Genomic DNA, 18,153 nt, shown 5'->3' on the forward strand with positions numbered 1-18,153 from the left:
CCTGTGCTGCGCTAACGTCGTCCCGAGGGGTATCCAACACACCCACCCCGGAGGGGACTTCGTGGGGATCGAGAGCGACCAGGTCGTCTACGAGTATCTGAGCCGCGTCGGCGACGTGGCCCAGCAGCGGCAGTTGCCGTCGTCCACCCGCATGCGCCTGGTGAACGAGCTGCGCGGCGAGATCGACCGCCGCCGCGCCAAGGCCCCCGTCGACAGCCCCGCCGCCGTCCGCCGCATCATCGCCCGCCTCGGCACCCCCGACGAGGTCGTCGAGGCCGCCGGGGGAGGCACCGCCCCGGCCCCGCAGGCACCGATCACCCCCGTGCCCGTACAGCCGGACAGCGGCACCAGCGAGACCGCCGGGGAACGCCCCAAGGGCCTGCGCCGCCTGGTGCCCCGCCCACGCCCCGCCGAGCCCTCCGCGCCCGCCGCCGACGACGCACCTCCGCCGCCCCACCTCGCCGGCACCGCGGACCTCGGCGGCAGCGCGCTCCAGCCGGACTGGTGGCGGGTGGACAGCAGCCCCTTCGGCCCCGGCGAGGACGTTCCGGGCTTCGTCGGCGGCATCGAGATCCCGGAGATGCTCAGGCGCCCGCCCGCGAAGGAGGGGACACGGCTCGAGAAGAAGGCGCCCGAAGAGGAGCCGGAGGCCCCGGCCGCAGTGGAGAAGGCCGAGGAGGAGGAAGATCCGCAACCCTCTCGCCGCCGTCTCATCCGGCGCCCGGCCCTCCCCGCCGGCCGCTGGAGCAACCCCCTCCTCCTGCTCTCCGCCGCCCTCCTCGTCACCGGCGCCATCCTCGGCAACCTCATCGTCCTGCTCGTCGGCTGGCTCATCGCCTGGGGCTCCCGCCGTCTGACCGACACCGAGACCAAGTGGGCGGTCATCATCATCCCCGGCCTCTCCGTCACGGCCGGCATCACCTGGCTCTGGGGCCGCGCCACCGAACGCTGGGGCGCCCCCCTCGTAGAGGGCCAGACGAACGCCGCGATCACCGAGACCTGGCCGTGGGTGGTGCGGGGCGCGGCGCTGGCATCGGCGCTGTTCATCGTCTGGCGTTCACAGAAGCGCCCCTAAGGGGCGCGGGGCTGTATCGATTTGCGGCTCCGCCGCGTGGGCGCGATCAACCCCCACAGACCCGCACTCGCCAAACGACGCACTGAACCGAGTCATTAGGCGCAGGCACAATAACCGCATGGCACTCACCGTCGGCTTCGACCTCGACATGACCCTCATCGACTCCCGCCCCGGCATCCACGCCTGCTACACGGCCCTGTCCGACCGCACCGGCACGCACATCGACGCCGACCTGGCGATCACCCGGCTCGGCCCGCCGCTGGAGGAGGAGTTGGTCAACTGGTTCCCGACGGAGCAGGTGGCGGCCATGGCCGAGCTCTACCGTGCGATGTACCCGGCGCACGCGATCACCGGCACCCTCGCCCTACCCGGTGCCCACGAGGCGATAGCCGCCGTAGGGCAGGCGGGCGGACGCTCGATCGTCGTCACCGCCAAGTACGAGCCGAACGCCAAGCTGCACCTGGAGCACCTCGGCATCCAGCCCGACGCGGTCATAGGCGACCTGTGGGCCGAGCAGAAGGCGACGGCCCTGCGCGAGCACGGCGCGAGCGTCTACGTCGGCGACCACCGAGGAGACATCCGCGCCGCCCGCGCGGCGGACGCCCTGTCGGTCACCGTGGCCACCGGCCCGTTCGGCGCCGATCAGCTCGGCGAACTCGGCGCGGACGTGGTCCTCGCGGACCTCACCGAGTTCCCCGACTGGCTCGCCGGCTATCGCGAAGCGCCCCGCGCCTGACGCCGGCCCGCGGCGATCGAGCGGAACACTCCCGCGCCGGCGACGAGGAATCCGACGCCCATCAGCATGCTCAGCCCGAACATATAGGTCGGAAATGGCGTCGTGCCGAGCAGGAACGGGGTCACCGTGACCAGAGTGGCCACTGCACCGATGAAGAACACGACCGCTCCGGCACGGATCAGTCGGTCACCGGGAGCGGCGGAATTCGTTTGGGTTTTGTCACGCACCGGACCAGGGTAGTTCCCTGCGCGAGGGAACAACCGGGCGACGTCTTGTCACCGGCCCGGGGACCATTAGCCTTGGTACCGGCGGGTCGTGGTCGACCCGCTGTAGTGCTATCAAGAGCCGTTTTCAGAAGCAGTTTTCCGACGAGTACGAGGACGAGGACAGACGTGCCTACCGGCAAGGTCAAGTGGTTCAACAGCGAGAAGGGCTTCGGCTTTCTCTCCCGCGACGACGGCGGCGACGTCTTCGTCCATTCCTCGGTCCTCCCCGCCGGAGTTGACACACTCAAGCCGGGACAGCGAGTGGAGTTCGGCGTCGTCGCCGGTCAGCGAGGTGACCAGGCGCTCTCGGTCACCCTTCTCGATCCGACCCCGTCCGTCGCGGCCGCCCAGCGCAAGAAACCGGACGAGCTCGCCTCCATCGTCCAGGATCTGACGACCCTCCTCGAGAACATCACGCCGATGCTGGAGCGGGGCCGCTACCCCGACAAGGCCGCCGGCAAGAAGATCGCCGGCCTGCTGCGGGCGGTCGCCGACCAGCTCGACGTATAGCCGTAGAGCCTCAGGGGAAAACCAGCGCATCCGGGCCGAGGGGCGGCACCAGCCCCTCGGCCGCCGCACGTGTGAGCAGCCCGCGCACCGCGGCATAGCCGTCCTCGCCGAGGTCGTGCGTGAACTCGTTGACGTACAGGCCGATGTGCTGGTCGGCGACGGCCGGGTCCATCTCCTGGGCGTGCTCCATGACGTACGGGCGGGAGGCCTCGGGGTCGTCCCAGGCGGCCCGGACCGACGTACGGATCGAGTCGGCGAGCAGGGTCAGCATGCCCGTGCCCAGTGACCGCCTGGCGATGATCGCGCCCAGCGGGATCGGCAGGCCGGTGGTGTTCTCCCAGTGCTCGCCCATGTCGGCGAGCTTGTGCAACCCGTAGTTCTGGTACGTGAAACGCGCCTCGTGGATGACGAGTCCCGCGTCGACCTTCCCGTCCCGCACGGCCGGCATGATCTCGTGGAAGGGCATGACGACGATCTCGCCGACCCCGCCGGGGACGGTGTCCGCGGCCCAGAGCCGGAACAGCAGATACGCCGTCGACTTCTCGCTCGGCACCGCGACCGTGCGTCCGGTGAGGTCCACGCCCTCCTCCCGGGTCAGCACCAGCGGTCCGCAACCCCGGCCCAGCGCACCCCCGCAGGGCAGCAGCGCGTACTCGTCGAGGACGTACGGCAGCACCGCGTACGACACCTTCAGTACGTCGAACTCGCCGCGCTCGGCCATGCCGTTGGTGATGTCGATGTCGGCGAAGGTGACGTCGAGGGCGGGGGCGGCGGGGATGCGGCCGTGGGCGAGGGCGTCGAAGACGAAGGTGTCGTTCGGGCAGGGGGAGAAGGCGATCTGCAGCGGCTCACTGGCCATGGGGGCGGTCATATGCGTTCCAACTCTCCAGTACGGGCGCGAGCTTCCCGAAGCCCTCCGTCAGGGCGGCCAGCGCGTCGCCGATGCGCCAGGCGGCGCGGTCGCGGGGGCCGACCGGGTTGGAGACGGCCCGTATCTCCAGCACGGGCACCCCGTGCGCGGCGGCGGCCTCGGCGACGCCGAATCCCTCCATGGCCTCCGCGAGGGCCGTGGGGTGACGCTCGCGCAGGCGCGCGGCGCGCTCGGCGGTGCCGGTCACGGTGGAGACGGTGAGGACGGCGCCGCGGCGGGCGCCGGTGGCGGCCGCGACCTCCCGCACGAGTGCTTCCGGCGGGCGGTGGGTGACGGTGCCGAAGCCCAGCTCGGTGACGGGCACGAAGCCGTCGGGCGTCTGAGCGCCGAGGTCGGCGGCCGTGATCTCGTCGGCGACGACGAGGGAGCCGACGGGGGCGTCGGGTGCGAAGCCGCCCGCGATGCCGGCCGAGACGACGAGGGCGTACGGGGCGCCTTCGAGGGCGGCCCTGGTGAGGGCCGTGGCGGTGGTGGCGGCGGCGAGCGCGGGGCCCACTCCGGCGGCGATCACCTCGGTGCCGGGGAGCCCGAAAGCCGCCCTGGCCACCGCGTCCCGCTCTGCGGGGACCGCGGTGGCCACCAGGACACGTACGACGGACGTGATCAGCTGTCCTTTTCCAGCTTGAAGGACCACAGGCCCGTCACGTCCTGCTCGCCCTCCTTGATGGTCACCAGCGTCGAGCTGCCGCTGGCGCCGTACTGGGCGTTGAAGAACACGCTGCCCGGGACGGTGCGGTAGGTCTTCTTGCTGGAGTCGGTGAGCGGCTGGCCGTTCATGAGGATGGTCCAGCCCTCGTCGGCGATCTCCGGGTCGACACCGAAGCGCACGGTCTCCTCGGGGTCCACCTTGATGGACTCGATGCCCTTGTCCTTCAGGCACTTCGACAGTTCCGAGGTCTTCAGGGCGTCGCCCTCACCACCGCAGGTGGCCTCCGAGTGCACGGACGCGGTGCCGGTGGTGATCGTGGCCAGCGGCGTCGGCTTGTCGCAGGCCGACAGAACGAGCAGTCCGGCGGATACGGCGCCGGCGGCGGCGAACGCGCGGCGGCGTCGCGAAGCGGATTGCAGCGTGGTCATGGCGGAAGGCTATCGGGCGCGTGTGACGCTCTCTCCATGTGGGGGCGTGTCATGGCGGGCCATGCCCTAGGTGACCCGTGGCCGTGCGTGCCCGCCGTGCCGGGCCGAGCCGAGCAGGCCCTTGACGGTGGTCAGCCAACCCGTGGCGACGATCGCCGCGCCGACCAGCAGGCCGAAGGAGCCCTTCAGCGGCAGCACGATGCCGATCGCGCCGCCCAGCACCCAGGACACCTGCAGCAGCGTCTCCGAGCGCGCGAACGCCGACGTACGGACCAGCTCGGGCACGTCCCGCTGGATCAGCGCGTCCAGCGACAGCTTGGCCAGCGCCTGCGCGAACCCCGCGACCGCCGCGAGGAAGGCCACCAGGACCGCGCCGAAGAAGACCGCCGCCGTGATCGCCACGCTCAGCACGAAGCCGACGACGGTCACGATGATGATCTCCGGCGCCCGGGACCTCAGCCACGCCCCGACGGCCGTACCGAGCGCGTTGCCGGCGCCGGCCGAGACGGCGACTATCCCCAGCGAGACGGCGGCGCTCTGGCCGGACATCGGGTGCTCGCGCAGCAGGAACGCCAGGAAGAAGATCAGGAAGCCGGTCAGGCAGCGGATGGAGGCGTTGGCGCCGAGGGCGTGGGTGACGGCGATGCCGACCGTGCGCAGTCCGGGGCGCTTGACGGGCTTGCGGTGCGGCCCGTGCAGATGCTGCTCGTCGGCCGCCAGCAGCGCGGTGTCCTCGCCCTTGGCCGAGTCGACCTTGTGCGGCAGCGTGAAGGACAGGAACGTACCGGCGATGAAGATCACGAAGGCGCCGTAGAGCGGCCAGCGCGGTCCGATCGCCTGGAGCCCCGCGCCGACGGGCGCCGCGATACCGGTGGCCAGGAGTCCGCCCAGGGTGACCCGGGAGTTGGCCTTCACCAGGGAGAAGCGGGGTGGGAGCAGACGGGGCACCACGGCGCTTCTGACGACCCCGTACGCCTTCGAGGCGACCAGCACCCCGAGCGCGGCCGGATAGAGCTGGAGGTCGCCGCTGACGACGGCGCTGGACAGCACCAGGGCGAGCAGCGCCCGCGCCAGCATCGCACCGGCCATCGCGGCGCGGCGGCCGTGCGGGAGACGGTCCAGGAGGGGGCCGATGACGGGGGCGAGGAGCGTGAACGGCGCCATGGTGATGCCGAGGTAGAGCGCGACCCGTCCGCGCGCCTCGTCGGTCGGGACGGAGAAGAACACCGTGGAGGCGAGGGCGACGGTGATCATCATGTCCCCGGCGCCGTTCACACCGTGGAGCTCGATCAGCTTGCCCAGTCCGGACTCACCGGCGCCCTGCGCGTGGGTGGCCCTGCGGATGCCGCGGGCGGGGCCGGTGAGCGGGAAGTGCAGGGCACGGCCGACCGCGCGGAGGGAGCCGCCCATCCGGCCCGACCCGCCACCTCGACTGCGGCCCCCCTTGGCCCCACCGACACCGGTGGCTCCTTGGGGCGGCCTCGCGGTTGCCACGACGCAATAGTGCCCCGAGATGGGGGTGGGTAGTGCCGTTACGGCGCGTATGGGGGGCAACGTTTCAGAACCCGGCGGGCACCGCGGAGCGCCGAGAAGCAACGTCGGTGTAGGCCCAGCGCTCGCGAACAGGTAGCGTGCGTATCTCAGCCATCCCGCACAATGGATGACGTAGGTGCGCCCGAGCGCGATTCGGACGCGGACGTCGACGCGGCCCACAGGTCCGCTCCGTTCGCTCCGCCGCCTTTAGGCAACCGCACCCGAGAGACGGCGTAGGAGAGAAGCGATACCTGTGAGCGCAGCGACAACGCGAAGCCGCACCCCCGACCGTCTGTGCGCCGAGGCCGTCGACCTCGCCCGCAGCGCCGCCGAGGAGGCCGCCGCGCCCGGCGTAGTGGGCGAGCACGCGGGCCTGCTCTCCGAAGGCGACCGCGTTGTCACGCACTTCTTCGAGTGCAAGGAACTCGGGTACCGCGGCTGGCGCTGGGCGGTGACGGTGGCCCGGGCGTCGCGCGCGAAGATCGTCACGCTCGACGAGGTGGTCCTGCTGCCCGGCCCGGACGCCCTGCTGGCCCCCGAGTGGGTGCCGTGGAGCGAACGGCTGCGCCCCGGCGACATGGGCCCCGGCGACCTGCTGCCCACCGACGCCGAGGACCTGCGCCTGGAGCCGGGTTTCTCGGGCGAGGACGAGCCGACGCCGAGCGCCGCCGTCTCGCACGAGATGGCGGAGCTGGTGGAGGCGGAGGACGCGGAGGTCACGGCGGGCGCCCCCGCGAACCTGCCGGTGGCCCCCTCCCGCGGCTCGATCGCCGCCGTCGCCGAGGAACTGGGCATGCGCCGCGCCCGGGTGCTCTCCCGTTACGGCCTCCATGTCGCCGCGGACCGCTGGGAGGAGGCGTTCGGCGCGAAGACCCCCATGGCACAGGCGGCCCCCGCCTCCTGCGTCACCTGCGGTTTCCTCACCCCGATCGGCGGCTCCCTGGGCCAGGCGTTCGGCGTCTGCGCCAACGAGTTCTCCCCGGCGGACGGCCGCGTGGTGTCGTTGACGTACGGCTGCGGCGGCCACTCCGAGGCCGCGGTGATGCCGAAGCCCCCGCGTCCGGCTCCGCCGGTGATCGACGAGACCCGGGTGGATCCGTTCCCGCTGCGGCCGGCGGCGGATTCGGGGTCGGTGTCGGTGACGGGAGACGAGGAGTCGGCGGAGCTCGGGCACTCGTAGGGGAGCTACGAGGCGGTCGGCAGGGCCGTCTCATCCGCGCTCGCGCAGGTACGCCTCCAGCTCCGCGGCCCCGGTCAGCATCGCGCGCCCACGGGCGGACAGCCGGCCGTGCCAGTCGCGCAGTGCGGCCTCCAGCGGCTCCAGGCCGCCGGCCGCCCGCACCCGCGCGATCAGCGGGGCGATCTGCTCCAGCAGGTAGCCGCCCCGCCTGAGCTGGTGGGCCAGCCGGGCATCGCGTACGGCGGCCTCGTCGTAGACGCGGTACCCGGTCCGTGGGTCGCGGCGCGGGTGCAGCAGGCCCGCGCGCTCCCATTTGCGCAGCGTCGCGGGGCGGATGCCGAGCTCGTCCGCCAGCGGCCCGATGAACATGCCACCACCGGGCTCCGACGCCGCCGTGACGGGCTCCAGGTCGCCGAGGGCGCTCTCCACGGCCCGGAGGGTGCGGCGGTCGTCGAGGAGCTGGGCGTGGCTCTCGTCGATGAGCCGGAACGCCTCGCCGACCGCGCCCCGGTTCACCGCCCGCATGATCGACGTCGCCGTCTGATGGCCGTGGCCGGGCACCAGGGCGAGGAACGCGCGCAGGGCGCCCGCGTGCAGCGAGGTGTAGGTCCGGTAGCCGTGGGCGGTGCGAGCGGCGGCCGGAAGGACGCCGGCCTCCTCGTAGTTCCTGACCGCCTGCGTGGACAGACCGTGCCCACGCGCCAGATCAACCGGCCTGAGCCGCGCCCCGCTTTGAAGGTTTCGCCCCATGGACGAACAGTATCGCGAGGTAATGACGCTACTGCTCTGAAAAAGTCTCAACCGAAAGTTCAACGATACCGTTGAAGGCATGGCTGCTGACATCGCTGCGCACATTGCCGCTGACATCAAGGACGCCGCCCATGCCGTCGAGGCCGCCGCCGTCATGAGGCTGCTCCCGGCCCGGCCCCGGATCCTCGCGCTGGGCGAGCCCACCCACGGCGAGGAGACCCTGCTCGAGGTGCGCAACGAGCTCTTCCGGCAACTCGTCGAGCAGCAGGGCTACCGGACGATCGCGATCGAGAGCGACTGCCTGAAGGGCCTGGCCGTGGACGACTACGTCACCTCGGGCACGGGCACGCTCGACGAGGCCATGGAGCACGGATTCAGCCACGGTTGGGGCGCTTTCGAGGGCAACCGCGAGCTCGTGCGCTGGATGCGCGCCCACAACGTCCGCGCCGACCGCGACGACCGGCCCGCGTCCGAGCGGCTCCGCTTCGCCGGTTTCGACGGCCCACTGGAGATCACCGCCGCCGCGAGCCCCCGGCAGGCCCTCACCGCACTGCACGGCTACCTCGCGGCCCGGGTGGACGCGGACCTGCTCCCTTGCACCGGGGAGACGCTCGACCGCCTGCTCGGCGCGGACGACCGGTGGACCGATCCCGCCGCGATGACGGACCCGGCCCGATCCGTGGGCCAGTCGGCCGACGCCGCTCGCCTGCGCCTGCTCGCCGACGACTTGGCGGCGCTGCTCGACACGCAGACGCCGCACCTGATCACGGCGACCTCGCGGGCCGAGTGGGACCGGGCGCGCCTGTACGGCCGTACCGCGACCGGCCTGTTGCGCTATCACCACTGGATGGCCGACCTCTCACCGGCCCGCATGACCCGACTGGTGAGCGTCCGGGACCAGATGATGGCCCACAACCTCCTCGCCCTCGCCGAACGGGGCCCGGCACTCGTCCACGCCAACAACGGCCACCTCCAGCGGAGCAGGAGCGCGATGCGGATGTGGCAGGGACCGGTGGAGTGGTGGAGCGCCGGCGCGCTGGTGCACGCCCATCTGGGCGAGGAGTACGCCTTCGTCGCCACGGCCCTCGGCACCATCCGGCACCAGGGAGTGGACACGCCACCGCCGGACACCGTCGAGGGACTCCTCTACACCCTCCCGGAGGACCGCTACGTCATCGACGCCCGCCGCCTGGCCACCGCCCTCGACGCCACACGGCCCGCGCCCCGCGAATCCCCCTGGTTCGGCTACGCCCCGCTCGACCCGGCCCGCCTGGCGGACAGCGACGGCATCGTGTTCGTCAAGGATGTCTCCTGACACCCGACGAAGGCAGAGAAGACGAAGGCAGCGAAGATGACCACGCGGACCCATCCCGTCGACCACGAACTCATCCAGGCCGCGGCGCATTTAGCTCGCACACGCTGCCGGGGCGACAACCACACCATGGCCGCGGCGGCCCGCGCGCGGGACGGCCGGATCGTCACCGCGGTGAACGCCTACCACTTCACGGGAGGCCCCTGCGCCGAGCTGGTCGTCATCGGCACGGCGGCCGCGCAGGGCGCCTACGAGCTGGACACCATCGTCGCCGTGGGCGACCGCGACCGCGGGGTCGTTCCGCCGTGCGGCCGGTGTCGGCAGGTCCTTGGACCGCGTCCCTGTTGGGCACCAAATCACGTTGACGGGCTGGCTCAGGCCTCGCCCTCGGCCTTGTACCGCGGCAGGTTCTCCGTCGAGATCGTCCAGTCGGCGATGGTGACATCCTCACCGTAGACGAAGTCCTTGCGGGTGGCGTAGCGAGGGCCGTCGGGGGTGGAGTGGATGTCGGTGAGGACGGCGCTGGTGGCGGTGCGGGGGTCGAAGACCGCGTAGACGGGAATGCCCATCAGGGGGTAGTCGCGCATCTTGGTGACCCAGTCGTTGTCGGGGTTGGAGCGAGAGATGATCTCAATGGCGGCGATGAGCGTAGATGGGTCGAAGGAGCCGTCTCCCTCCATGTCGGCTTCGGCGATCACCATCACGTCAGGGCGGCGGAGGATGCCCTTGGGCTCGTCCTCCACGTCGGGCTCGCCCGTGTGGGCCACGTTCTCCTGGGGCATCGCCCTTTCCAGACGCCTCCGCAGGTGCGCCCTGGTGAGTTCGTGAGGGGCGTTGGGCGAGAGCAGATCGTGGACGATTCCTGCTTTGGTGATTTCGAACTTGCCCGGAACGGTGTCGTCCAGTGATTGAACCAGGTCCCGCATGGCTCGGTACCGGTGCGAGCTCATGGTTCAGAAACCCGGGTAGGTCATTTGGACGACGTAGACACGCTCGCTGCGTACGACGACCTGATACATGAACCATCCGCCGGAGACGATGATGTGGCCGCCCTTCGGGTCGAGGCCCTCATGGGCCCGGCCGTGGACATGAAGAGCTTCGGCTGCCCTGACCAGTTCGTCGGCGGCGCGTTCGACGGTGGCCAGGAAGTCTGACGGGAGGGAACGGGCAGCCTCTTCAGCTCCGAAGGCGTACTCCCATTTCCAGCTCACTCGCGAACTGCCTTCATCGCCTCGTCCAGAACGGCGCTCAGCTCGCGAAGTGCTTCCCACGCGATGGCTGGATCCTCGTGTTCCAGGTGGCTCTGCGCATGGGTGTAGCGGGTGGACAGGTCCCGCCGACGGGCGATCTCGATCTCCTTGGCCCAGATCAGGACCCAGCTCTGGACAGGGCTCAGAGACTGCCACTCGACTGCCTTGGCGAAGGCTTCGTCCTTCATGGCCTGCATCTCGTCCAGACGACCTGGAGCGACGACGGCAAGGGCCGCACGCAGGGCATCAGGGGTCTGCTCGGGTCGAGGGATCAGTTCGTTTCCGTGGTCGGCCTGAGTGCTCATGGTGTCCTCCGGAGGGTGCCCCGGCCAGAGTATCCGGCCGGAGGGCACGCGACGGGTGGGCTCAGGCGGCAGCGGGAAGGGGAGTGCGGCAGTCACGGCAGCGTCCTGGGGTGGGTGCGCGGAAGGCGCGGTCGCAGCCTTCGCAGGTCTGGAAAGGGAGACGGACGGTCGGTGGTGTTGGTGCGCGGAATGGAGGTGAGGGCGGCAGTTGGGTGGTCAGGCGGTGGGCCAGGAGGGCTGCCGGGCGGCACAGGGGCTCGGGTGGCAGGTCGGTGGTCAGGGTGTGGCGTATGGCCGTGGGGGTGACGTCGCGTTCCAGCCAGGCCGCGACCCCGGGGGCGAGGTGGGCCGTGTCGCGGGCGGAGAGCAGGAGGCGGGGGTCGTGGCGGCGGAGGTCTGCGAGGAGGTCGGTGGCCTGCTGGAGGAGGGTGGCGGCCGGGTAGGCGGGGCGCGGTACGGCGGGGAGGGGCTTGCGGGGTCCCGGGGTGCGCTTCTTCCGGGCCGGCGGCGGGTGGTCGTCGGTGTCGCGGCGGCCGGGCTGGTTGCAGGAGATCGTGCGGGTGACGATGCGGCCGGCGGGGGTGCGCTGGCGTTCGCGGCGCAGGTAGCCGTGGGCTTCCAGTTCGCGCAGGGCGGCGGCGATACGAGTCGTGCCCTCGGGGAAGCGGGCGGCGAGGGTCTTGATGTCGGCGCGGGCGCCGGTGGGGAGCGACTGGATGTAGACGGCCAGTCCGATGGCGAGGCCCGACAGATCCGGGTGCTGGGCGAGGTGGTTGCCGATCACCGTGAAGCGGGTGGTGTGGCGGGTGTTGTCGTGGACGAGACCGCCGCCCGCGTGGGAGTCACGGGGGTGGTTTTTTCCCGCGATTCGGGACTGGTGGCGCGTGGGCGCGCTAGGGTTTTGGGTGTCCATCGGGAAGGCGCTACTTCCTTGGTGGTCAGGCCCTCGCATTGGGATGCCAGTCCCGGCGAGGGCCGTTGCATGTCTGGTGCATGCCTGCGGTCGTGTCGCGCTGAGCGTAAGGCAGGCAACAGCTTCCGAATCCAGCCGAGTTGGTGATGTTCACCCGCTTGGGTGAGTTTGCGCCGTGGGCGGGAGGGGTGGGGCTTGGTGGGGGTTCTTTCACCGGTGTGTTTCTTGAGGGAGACGGCCCGTGCCACCGGAGCGCGATTCCCCGGGCTCCGGTGAGAGGCCGACTTCGGCCCAGACCGTCTTGCGCGGCGGCAGCCCCGGGGAGACGCCCCAGCGGTCGGCCAGGGCGTCGACGATCGCGAGGCCACGGCCCGACTCCGCGTCGGGGGCGGGTTGTTCGGCATGCGGTAGCCGGTCGGCTCGGGTGTCGGTGACCTCGATACGGAGGGTGTCGCCGACGACGTACACGAGGAGCAGGAAGTCCCGTCCCGGGATCCGGCCGTGCGTCACCGCGTTGGCCGCCAGCTCGGCGACCACATGCGCCGCAGGGTCCAGCGGCAGGCCCCAACTGCGGAGTTGTTCGGTGGCGAGGAGGCGGGCGAGGCGTGCGCCGCGTGGGGTGGAGGAGAGCTGCAGGCTGAAGTTGCGGATGGGGGAGACGAGTTCGGGGGATTGCTGATTCACGTCACTCAGCGTGGTGGTGCGTGCCTACTGTGAACAGTGACTCAGTGGGTGCGTACGGTGACTGTCCGGAGCTTGTCCGGTGGTGTCCGGGCTGTCGGGACGGGCGGGTGGGTACGGCGCTGCTGCATCGCGGTGTACGACGGAGGGGTACGGGATGACAGCCGAGGCGGACACGGGGCGGCTCAAGACGGAGGCGGACGAGCCGGGGTGGGAGGTGGATCCGGACGATGAGTGGGGCGTGGCGGTGATCGCGACCGTCGGGCGGCAGTTGAAGCTGCGGCGGGAGGCGGTCGGGATGCGGGCCGCCGACTTCGGAAAGGCCGTCGGGTACGGCGAGGACATGGTCTACAAGATCGAGGGCGGGAAGCGGATTCCCCAGCCCCAGTATCTGGACAATGCGGACCGGGTGTTGAGGGCGGGCGGGTTGCTCTCGGCGATGAAGGTGGACGTGGAGAAGGTCCGGTACCCGAAGAAGGTGCGTGCGCTGGGGGAGATGGAGGCCAAGGCGGTCGAGATCGGCCTGTACGAGTGCAACATCATCGCCGGGTTGTTGCAGACGCCGGAGCATGCCCGGGCGGCAATTGAGGCGGCGCAGCCTCCGTACTCGCAGGACGATGTGGAACGCATGGTGGCCGCTCGTGTGGCCCGCCAGTCCATTTTTGAGCGCGACCCTGCACCTGCGCTCGGCTTCGTGCTGGAAGAGGCGCCGCTGAGGCGCCCTCTCGGAGGCACAATGGTGTGGCGACGGCAGCTCGAACGTCTGCTGGAGGTGGGCCAGATGCGGAACGTCACACTCCAGGTGATGCCTACGCACCGCGAGGTCCATTCCGGTCTGGACGGCAGGATCGAGTTGCTGAAGTTCGCGGACGGTACGGCAGTGGGCCGCTCCGACGGTGCGTTCAGTGGCCGTCCTGTCTCTGATCTCAGGCAGCTACGCATCCTTGAGCTGCGGTATGGCACCATCCGAGCGCAGGCTCTCCCTCCAGGGGAGTCGCTGGTCTTCATCGAGCATCTGCTGGGAGAAACATGATCCGCAAGGCCTCCGCCGGGAACGCCTCCGAACTGGCATGGTTCAAGAGCAGCTACAGCGGCGGCAACGACGGCAACTCCTGCGTCGAGATCGCGGTAGCCCCCCGCACCATCCACATCCGCGACTCCAAGTACCGCGACACCAGCCCCCGCCTCGCCCTCACTCCGCAGGCCTGGGCCGCATTCGTCCCGTACGCCGCCGAGAGCTGAAGCGCCCCGGCGCTCCCGTGCAGATGAGACGTCTACGTGATCAACCGGCCCAGCTCAAGAACCCTTGACCGAGTGACGCGAACCGTCTCCACCCCATGCGCGCGCATCCTGTGCTCCGTGGCCCGCTCCCCAGGCGGTACCTTCATCGACAGCCGATGAGGAGAGTCAACGTGAGCAAGTTCGTGCGGCCCGCACCCGAAGGTGCCGACCCCTTCGGTACGGTCCGTCTGCGCCGCGGAGTGCTGGACGCCTGGGCCACCAGCCCCGCCCGTTTCCGGGAGGACGCCAACGCCGAGGAGGACCTCGTCCTCGGCGGGTACCGGGACCGGCTCGTCGTCGAGCTCGCTCAGAACGCCGCCGACGCGGCCGCCAGGGCCGGGGTGCCCGGGCGGCTTCGGCTCACCCTGCGTGAGGGGGTGCTCTTCGCCGCCAACACCGGTGCGCCCCTGGACGCGGCCGGTGTCGAGTCGCTGTCCACCCTGCGCGCCTCCGCCAAGCGGGACACGGCGTCCGTGGGGCGCTTCGGCGTCGGCTTCGCCGCCGTGCTCGCCGTCACCGACGAGCCCGCGGTCGTCGGGCGGCACGGCGGTGTGCGGTGGTCGCTCGCCGAGGCTCGGGAGCTGGCGACGGAGACCGCGCGGCACAGCCCCGGGCTAGGGGACGAGATCCGGCGCCGCGACGGGCACGTCCCGCTGCTGCGGCTGCCGTTCGCCGCCGAGGGCACCGCCCCGGACCCGTACGACACGGTCGTCATCCTTCCGCTGCGCGACACCGCCGCCGCCGACCTCGCCGAGCGGCTGCTGCACGCCGTGGACGACGCCCTGCTGCTCGCCCTGCCCGGCTTGGAGGAGGTCGTGGTCGAAATCGGCGACGATCCGTCGCGCACGCTGCGCCGCAGCGTCGACGGTCCCTTCACCGTCGTGGAGGACTCGCGCGACGGGTTCACCCACTGGCGTACGTCGGCCGCCCACGGCCCGCTCACGCCCGAGCTCCTCGCCGGCCGACCGGTCGAGGAGCGGCTGCGCCCGCACTGGTCGCTCACCTGGGCCGTGCCCGTGCACGCCGCCGACAGCACCCCGGCCCGCCCCCGCACCGCCCCCGTCGTCCACGCCCCCACGCCCAGCGACGAAGCCCTCGGCGTCCCGGCTCTCCTCATCGCCTCCTTCCCCCTCGACACCACCCGCCGGCACGCCGCCCCTGGCCCGCTGACCGACTTCCTCGTGCAGCGCGCGGCCGACGCCTACGCCGAACTGCTCGCCGACTGGCGTCCGGTGGGCGAGGGCATCATCGGGCTGGTACCCGGGCCGCTGGGGAAGGGGGAGCTGGACGGGGCCCTGCGTCAGGCGATCCTGGAGCGGCTGCCCCGGACCTCCTTCCTCCCGCCCGCCGTCGAGCCGCGCGAGGCCGACTCCGAGCTGCCCGAGTCGCTGCGGCCACGGGACGCCGAGGTCGTCGAGGGCGCGGGTGCCGACACCGTGCGGGTCCTCGCCGAGGTGCTGCCCACTTTGCTGCCCGCCGGGCTCGAACGGCGCGTGGAGCTGCGCACCCTGGGGGTCGCCCGCGTCCCGCTCACCGACGCGATCGACCGGCTGGCGGGGCTGGAGAAGGAGCCCGGCTGGTGGCGACGGCTCTACGACAGCCTCGCCGGGGTCGACCCGGACCGGCTGTCCGGCCTGCCCGTGCCGCTCGCCGACGGACGGACCACCATCGGGCCCCGGCAGATCCTGCTGCCCACCCCCGACGCGGCCGGTATCGCCCCGGAGATGCTGGCCCGCCTCGGCCTCAAGGTCGCCCACCCGGACGCCGCGCACCCCCTTCTGGAGAAGCTCGGCGCGCTGCCGGCCACGCCCCGCGCGGTCCTCACCACGCCCCAGGTGCGTGCCGCCGTCGCCGCCTCCCTCGACGAGGACGGCGGGACGGGGATGGGCTGGGAGGAGGACGCTCCTGACGCCGAGGAGCTGGCCGACACCGTGCTCGCCCTCGTGCGTGACGCCGGCCTGGAGCCCGGTGACGAGCCGTGGCTGGGTGCCCTCGCGCTGCCGGACGAGGAGGGGGAGCCGGCGCCCGCCGGTGAACTCGTCCTCCCCGGCAGCCCCTTCGCCCAGGTCATGCGGGAGGACGAACTCGCCACCGTCGACGCCGAGCTGGCGCGGAAGTGGGGCGAGCAGCCGCTGGCCGCCTGTGGTGTGCTCGCCAACTTCGCCCTCGTCCGGGCGACCGACGTCGTGCTGGACCCGGATGAACTGGAGCCGCGCGAAGGGGACTTCGCCGAGCCCGACGACGCGGGTCTGCTGGACGCCGTGGACGTGTGGTGCGAGGACATCCTCGACCGGTTCCCGGACACGCCCGTACCGCCCGTCGCCACCGAGCTGATCGCCGTACGTGATCTCGACCTCGTGGACGACGACAAGTGGCCCCAGGCCCTCGCCCTGCTCGCCCAGCCGCCGCTGCGCGACGCGCTCACCCAGCAGGTGCGGATCCTGCTGCCCGACGGCACCCATGAAGTCGTACGGCCGTACACGGCCTGGTGGTTGCGGGGGCACCCGGTGCTGGACGGCCGTCGCCCCGCCGGCCTGCTCGCCTCCGGCGGCGACCCCCTCCTGCGCGGCCTGTACGACGAGGCCGACGCGACCGGCTTCGACGACGAGCAGGTGCTGCGGGCGCTGGGCGTGCGCACCTCGGTCGCCGCGCTGCTCGACGAGCCGGGCGGCGCCGCCGAACTGCTGGACCGCCTCGCCGACCCGGAGCGCGAGGTCACCGGCGCCCAACTGCACGCCCTTTACGGTGCCCTGGCGGACCTCGACCCCGATCAGGTGACCCTGCCGGACGAGCTGCGGGCCGTGGTCGACGGGCGGATCGAGGTCGTGGACGCGGCCGACGCGGTGGTCGTCGACTCGCCGGACCTGCTGCCCTTCACCGACGGCGTCCCGCTGCTTCCGGTACGGCCGGCCCGGGCGGCCGAGCTGGCCGAGCTGTTCCAGGTGCGGCGGCTGAGCGAGTCCGTCACCGGGGAGGTGACGAGCGAGGGCACCGAGCACGACGTACCGGAGTCGGTGCGGGTGCTGCTCGGGGCGCGGACGCCTCAGTCGTATGTCGAGCACGAGGAACTCGTCGTCGACGGTGTGGAGATCGACTGGCGGCTCACCGACGACGGCGCCCTGCACGCCGCCACCCTGGAGGGCGTGGCCGCGGGGCTCGCCTGGGCGGCGGGGCAGTGGCCGCGGCGGTTCGAGGTGGCGGCGCTGCTGGAGGATCCGTCGCGGACGGGGGAGTTGGCGCGGGACCGGTGGTTCGACTGAGGGGCTGTCGGCGTCGGCGTGACGAAGCTCACGTAAATTCCCCGGGGGGCGCACAACCGGCAACGCCCGCCTCATATCTGATCACTTGAGTCATCAGGCTCGACGATCACCCGGGCCCCGACGCGACCAGCGGGGCCCCTTTCCGCAGGGGAACGCATGCGCATCCGAGCCACCGTGGCCGCCGTCTCCGGCGCCCTGGCCGTCTCCGCCCTCGCCGTCCCGGCCGCGCAGGCCGACGACTCCGCCGCGTCCTACCGCGCGGACGTGGCCAAGGTCCGCAAGGCCGCGTCCACCAGGGCCGCGGGCAAGCCGTACGCCCTGAACGTCTCCTTCTCCAACGTCAAGATCGCCAAGGCGGTCAAGGTGGGCACGAGCGGTCACGTCGCCACGACCGTGACGTACACGCTGACCCACGGTGCGGACGTCGACATCACCGCCCGCGACTTCGTCACCGACGCCCTCGTCTACCGGGGCTCCGCCGCCGCGCCGGACAACATGCTGTACGGCAACAAGCCGGCCAAGTGCACGGCCGCCTCCGCGACCACCGCCCACTGCAAGGGCACGATCGACGTCTACCCGGGCGACCACGAACTGCGCAACACCGACGCCGGCACCTGGCGGGCCGCGGCGGAGGCCACCGCGTTCAACGGGCAGGACCCGGCGGGCGAGACCTTCGACATCACCAAGGTCGGCTACAAGAAGCAGAGCGGTCTCGGCACCACGCTGATGCAGCGCTACTCGAAACTGACGGTCAACGCCTCGCCGGAGCCGGTGAAGAAGGGCAAGACCATCACGGTCACCGGCAAGCTCTCCCGGGCCAACTGGGAGGACAACAAGTACCACGGTTACGTCAGCCAGCCCGTGAAACTGCAGTTCCGCAAGAAGAACAGCGACACCTACACCACGGTGAAGACCATCAGGACCAACGCGACGGGCAACCTGAAGACGACGGTCACCGCGACGCGGGACGGCTACTTCCGGTTCGTTTTCGGGGGTACGACGACAACTCCGGCGGTCAAGGCGACGGGCGACTTCGTGGACGTCCGGTAGTACAACGACCTAAGGGGCGCGGGGAACCGCGCGACCAGCCACA

General features: G+C 71.5%; 21 protein-coding genes. 10 read left to right on the plus strand and 11 right to left on the minus strand.

Annotated features, from left to right (window positions below; translation table 11 throughout):
* Positions 1-61 precede the first annotated feature (61 nt).
* Complete coding sequence (locus tag IM697_RS03670) at positions 62-1,075, plus strand: hypothetical protein (protein WP_194044620.1); 1,014 nt, start codon at positions 62-64, stop codon at positions 1,073-1,075.
* Between the two features lie 118 nt (positions 1,076-1,193).
* Positions 1,194-1,811: an HAD family hydrolase gene (locus IM697_RS03675; RefSeq protein ID WP_194044622.1), complete on the plus strand. Its 618-nt coding sequence runs from the start codon at positions 1,194-1,196 to the stop codon at positions 1,809-1,811.
* Here IM697_RS03675 and IM697_RS03680 read toward each other — a convergent pair.
* Positions 1,787-2,038, minus strand: coding sequence for a hypothetical protein (locus IM697_RS03680; RefSeq protein ID WP_194044624.1), 252 nt, complete (start codon positions 2,036-2,038; stop codon positions 1,787-1,789). The two genes, IM697_RS03675 and IM697_RS03680, sit on opposite strands and share 25 nt — an antisense overlap.
* A gap of 165 nt (positions 2,039-2,203) precedes the next feature.
* On the opposite strand from IM697_RS03680, the gene IM697_RS45655 reads away from it, so the two are divergent.
* Positions 2,204-2,587, plus strand: coding sequence for a cold-shock protein (locus tag IM697_RS45655; protein WP_004000281.1), 384 nt, complete (start codon positions 2,204-2,206; stop codon positions 2,585-2,587).
* A 10-nt stretch (positions 2,588-2,597) separates the two neighbouring features.
* Here the strand turns inward: IM697_RS45655 and IM697_RS03690 are convergent, their stop codons facing one another.
* The 4 genes from IM697_RS03690 to IM697_RS03705 all read right to left on the minus strand — a co-directional run bounded on the left by IM697_RS03690 (position 2,598) and on the right by IM697_RS03705 (position 6,089).
* Complete coding sequence (locus IM697_RS03690; protein WP_194044626.1) at positions 2,598-3,446, minus strand: 1,4-dihydroxy-6-naphtoate synthase; 849 nt, start codon at positions 3,444-3,446, stop codon at positions 2,598-2,600.
* Positions 3,436-4,098: a futalosine hydrolase gene (locus IM697_RS03695; protein ID WP_194044628.1), complete on the minus strand. Its 663-nt coding sequence runs from the start codon at positions 4,096-4,098 to the stop codon at positions 3,436-3,438. Before IM697_RS03695 ends, IM697_RS03690 begins: the two co-directional genes overlap by 11 nt.
* 23 nt (positions 4,099-4,121) lie before the next feature.
* On the minus strand, positions 4,122-4,595 hold the full coding sequence (locus IM697_RS03700; protein ID WP_194044630.1) for a DUF2771 domain-containing protein: 474 nt from the start codon (positions 4,593-4,595) through the stop codon (positions 4,122-4,124).
* A 66-nt stretch (positions 4,596-4,661) separates the two neighbouring features.
* A complete protein-coding gene (locus IM697_RS03705) occupies positions 4,662-6,089 on the minus strand; it encodes an MFS transporter (RefSeq protein ID WP_194044632.1) in 1,428 nt (475 codons plus the stop codon).
* Between the two features lie 292 nt (positions 6,090-6,381).
* Between IM697_RS03705 and IM697_RS03710 the strand changes: the two genes are divergently transcribed.
* Positions 6,382-7,308, plus strand: coding sequence for a DUF3027 domain-containing protein (locus IM697_RS03710; protein ID WP_194044634.1), 927 nt, complete (start codon positions 6,382-6,384; stop codon positions 7,306-7,308).
* Between the two features lie 30 nt (positions 7,309-7,338).
* Here IM697_RS03710 and IM697_RS03715 read toward each other — a convergent pair whose 3' ends face one another.
* A complete protein-coding gene (locus tag IM697_RS03715) occupies positions 7,339-8,058 on the minus strand; it encodes a TioE family transcriptional regulator (RefSeq protein WP_194044636.1) in 720 nt (239 codons plus the stop codon).
* Between the two features lie 79 nt (positions 8,059-8,137).
* Between IM697_RS03715 and IM697_RS03720 the strand changes: the two genes are divergently transcribed.
* Both IM697_RS03720 and IM697_RS03725 read left to right on the plus strand, forming a co-directional pair.
* On the plus strand, positions 8,138-9,373 hold the full coding sequence (locus IM697_RS03720) for an erythromycin esterase family protein (protein ID WP_407699601.1): 1,236 nt from the start codon (positions 8,138-8,140) through the stop codon (positions 9,371-9,373).
* Positions 9,374-9,409: 36 nt separating this feature from the next.
* Positions 9,410-9,826, plus strand: coding sequence for a cytidine/deoxycytidylate deaminase family protein (locus IM697_RS03725; protein WP_228044487.1), 417 nt, complete (start codon positions 9,410-9,412; stop codon positions 9,824-9,826).
* On the opposite strand, the gene IM697_RS03730 is transcribed toward IM697_RS03725, so the two are convergent.
* The 5 genes from IM697_RS03730 to IM697_RS03750 form a co-directional block, all read right to left on the minus strand.
* Complete coding sequence (locus IM697_RS03730) at positions 9,745-10,320, minus strand: Uma2 family endonuclease (RefSeq protein ID WP_228044488.1); 576 nt, start codon at positions 10,318-10,320, stop codon at positions 9,745-9,747. The two genes, IM697_RS03725 and IM697_RS03730, sit on opposite strands and share 82 nt — an antisense overlap.
* Before the next feature lie 3 nt (positions 10,321-10,323).
* On the minus strand, positions 10,324-10,581 hold the full coding sequence (locus IM697_RS03735) for a hypothetical protein (RefSeq protein ID WP_194044638.1): 258 nt from the start codon (positions 10,579-10,581) through the stop codon (positions 10,324-10,326).
* Positions 10,578-10,925: a hypothetical protein gene (locus IM697_RS03740; RefSeq protein WP_194044640.1), complete on the minus strand. Its 348-nt coding sequence runs from the start codon at positions 10,923-10,925 to the stop codon at positions 10,578-10,580. The genes IM697_RS03735 and IM697_RS03740 overlap by 4 nt, the downstream gene beginning before the upstream one ends.
* 61 nt (positions 10,926-10,986) lie before the next feature.
* Positions 10,987-11,838 (minus strand): helix-turn-helix domain-containing protein, encoded by an 852-nt coding sequence (locus IM697_RS03745; RefSeq protein WP_194044642.1) that lies wholly within the window; start codon positions 11,836-11,838, stop codon positions 10,987-10,989.
* A gap of 210 nt (positions 11,839-12,048) precedes the next feature.
* Positions 12,049-12,522, minus strand: a complete 474-nt coding sequence (locus tag IM697_RS03750) for an ATP-binding protein (RefSeq protein ID WP_194044644.1) — start codon at positions 12,520-12,522, stop codon at positions 12,049-12,051.
* Positions 12,523-12,676: 154 nt separating this feature from the next.
* On the opposite strand from IM697_RS03750, the gene IM697_RS03755 reads away from it, so the two are divergent.
* The 4 genes from IM697_RS03755 (at position 12,677) to IM697_RS03770 (ending at position 18,110) form a co-directional block, all read left to right on the plus strand.
* Positions 12,677-13,552: a helix-turn-helix domain-containing protein gene (locus IM697_RS03755; RefSeq protein WP_194044646.1), complete on the plus strand. Its 876-nt coding sequence runs from the start codon at positions 12,677-12,679 to the stop codon at positions 13,550-13,552.
* Positions 13,549-13,761, plus strand: coding sequence for a DUF397 domain-containing protein (locus IM697_RS03760; protein WP_194044648.1), 213 nt, complete (start codon positions 13,549-13,551; stop codon positions 13,759-13,761). The genes IM697_RS03755 and IM697_RS03760 overlap by 4 nt, the downstream gene beginning before the upstream one ends.
* Positions 13,762-13,931: 170 nt before the next feature.
* Positions 13,932-17,060: a sacsin N-terminal ATP-binding-like domain-containing protein gene (locus tag IM697_RS03765; RefSeq protein ID WP_194044650.1), complete on the plus strand. Its 3,129-nt coding sequence runs from the start codon at positions 13,932-13,934 to the stop codon at positions 17,058-17,060.
* A gap of 156 nt (positions 17,061-17,216) precedes the next feature.
* Entirely contained in the window at positions 17,217-18,110 is an 894-nt protein-coding gene (locus IM697_RS03770; RefSeq protein ID WP_194044652.1) for a hypothetical protein, read from the plus strand.
* Positions 18,111-18,153 lie beyond the last annotated feature (43 nt).

The organism is Streptomyces ferrugineus (genome assembly GCF_015160855.1).
In the GTDB taxonomy this organism is placed as follows: Bacteria; Actinomycetota; Actinomycetes; order Streptomycetales; family Streptomycetaceae; genus Streptomyces; species Streptomyces ferrugineus.

What these genes read in the sequence shown, in the direction of transcription:
- IM697_RS03675 (WP_194044622.1), top strand. Translation starts at nt 1,194, where the DNA reads ATGGCACTCACCGTCGGCTTCGACCTCGACATGACCCTCATCGACTCC.
- IM697_RS03690 (WP_194044626.1), bottom strand. Translation starts at nt 3,446, where the DNA reads ATGGCCAGTGAGCCGCTGCAGATCGCCTTCTCCCCCTGCCCGAACGAC.
- IM697_RS03700 (WP_194044630.1), bottom strand. Translation starts at nt 4,595, where the DNA reads ATGACCACGCTGCAATCCGCTTCGCGACGCCGCCGCGCGTTCGCCGCC.
- IM697_RS03715 (WP_194044636.1), bottom strand. Translation starts at nt 8,058, where the DNA reads ATGGGGCGAAACCTTCAAAGCGGGGCGCGGCTCAGGCCGGTTGATCTG.
- IM697_RS03720 (WP_407699601.1), top strand. Translation starts at nt 8,138, where the DNA reads ATGGCTGCTGACATCGCTGCGCACATTGCCGCTGACATCAAGGACGCC.
- IM697_RS03725 (WP_228044487.1), top strand. Translation starts at nt 9,410, where the DNA reads ATGACCACGCGGACCCATCCCGTCGACCACGAACTCATCCAGGCCGCG.
- IM697_RS03730 (WP_228044488.1), bottom strand. Translation starts at nt 10,320, where the DNA reads ATGAGCTCGCACCGGTACCGAGCCATGCGGGACCTGGTTCAATCACTG.
- IM697_RS03740 (WP_194044640.1), bottom strand. Translation starts at nt 10,925, where the DNA reads ATGAGCACTCAGGCCGACCACGGAAACGAACTGATCCCTCGACCCGAG.
- IM697_RS03745 (WP_194044642.1), bottom strand. Translation starts at nt 11,838, where the DNA reads ATGGACACCCAAAACCCTAGCGCGCCCACGCGCCACCAGTCCCGAATC.
- IM697_RS03755 (WP_194044646.1), top strand. Translation starts at nt 12,677, where the DNA reads ATGACAGCCGAGGCGGACACGGGGCGGCTCAAGACGGAGGCGGACGAG.
- IM697_RS03760 (WP_194044648.1), top strand. Translation starts at nt 13,549, where the DNA reads ATGATCCGCAAGGCCTCCGCCGGGAACGCCTCCGAACTGGCATGGTTC.
- IM697_RS03770 (WP_194044652.1), top strand. Translation starts at nt 17,217, where the DNA reads ATGCGCATCCGAGCCACCGTGGCCGCCGTCTCCGGCGCCCTGGCCGTC.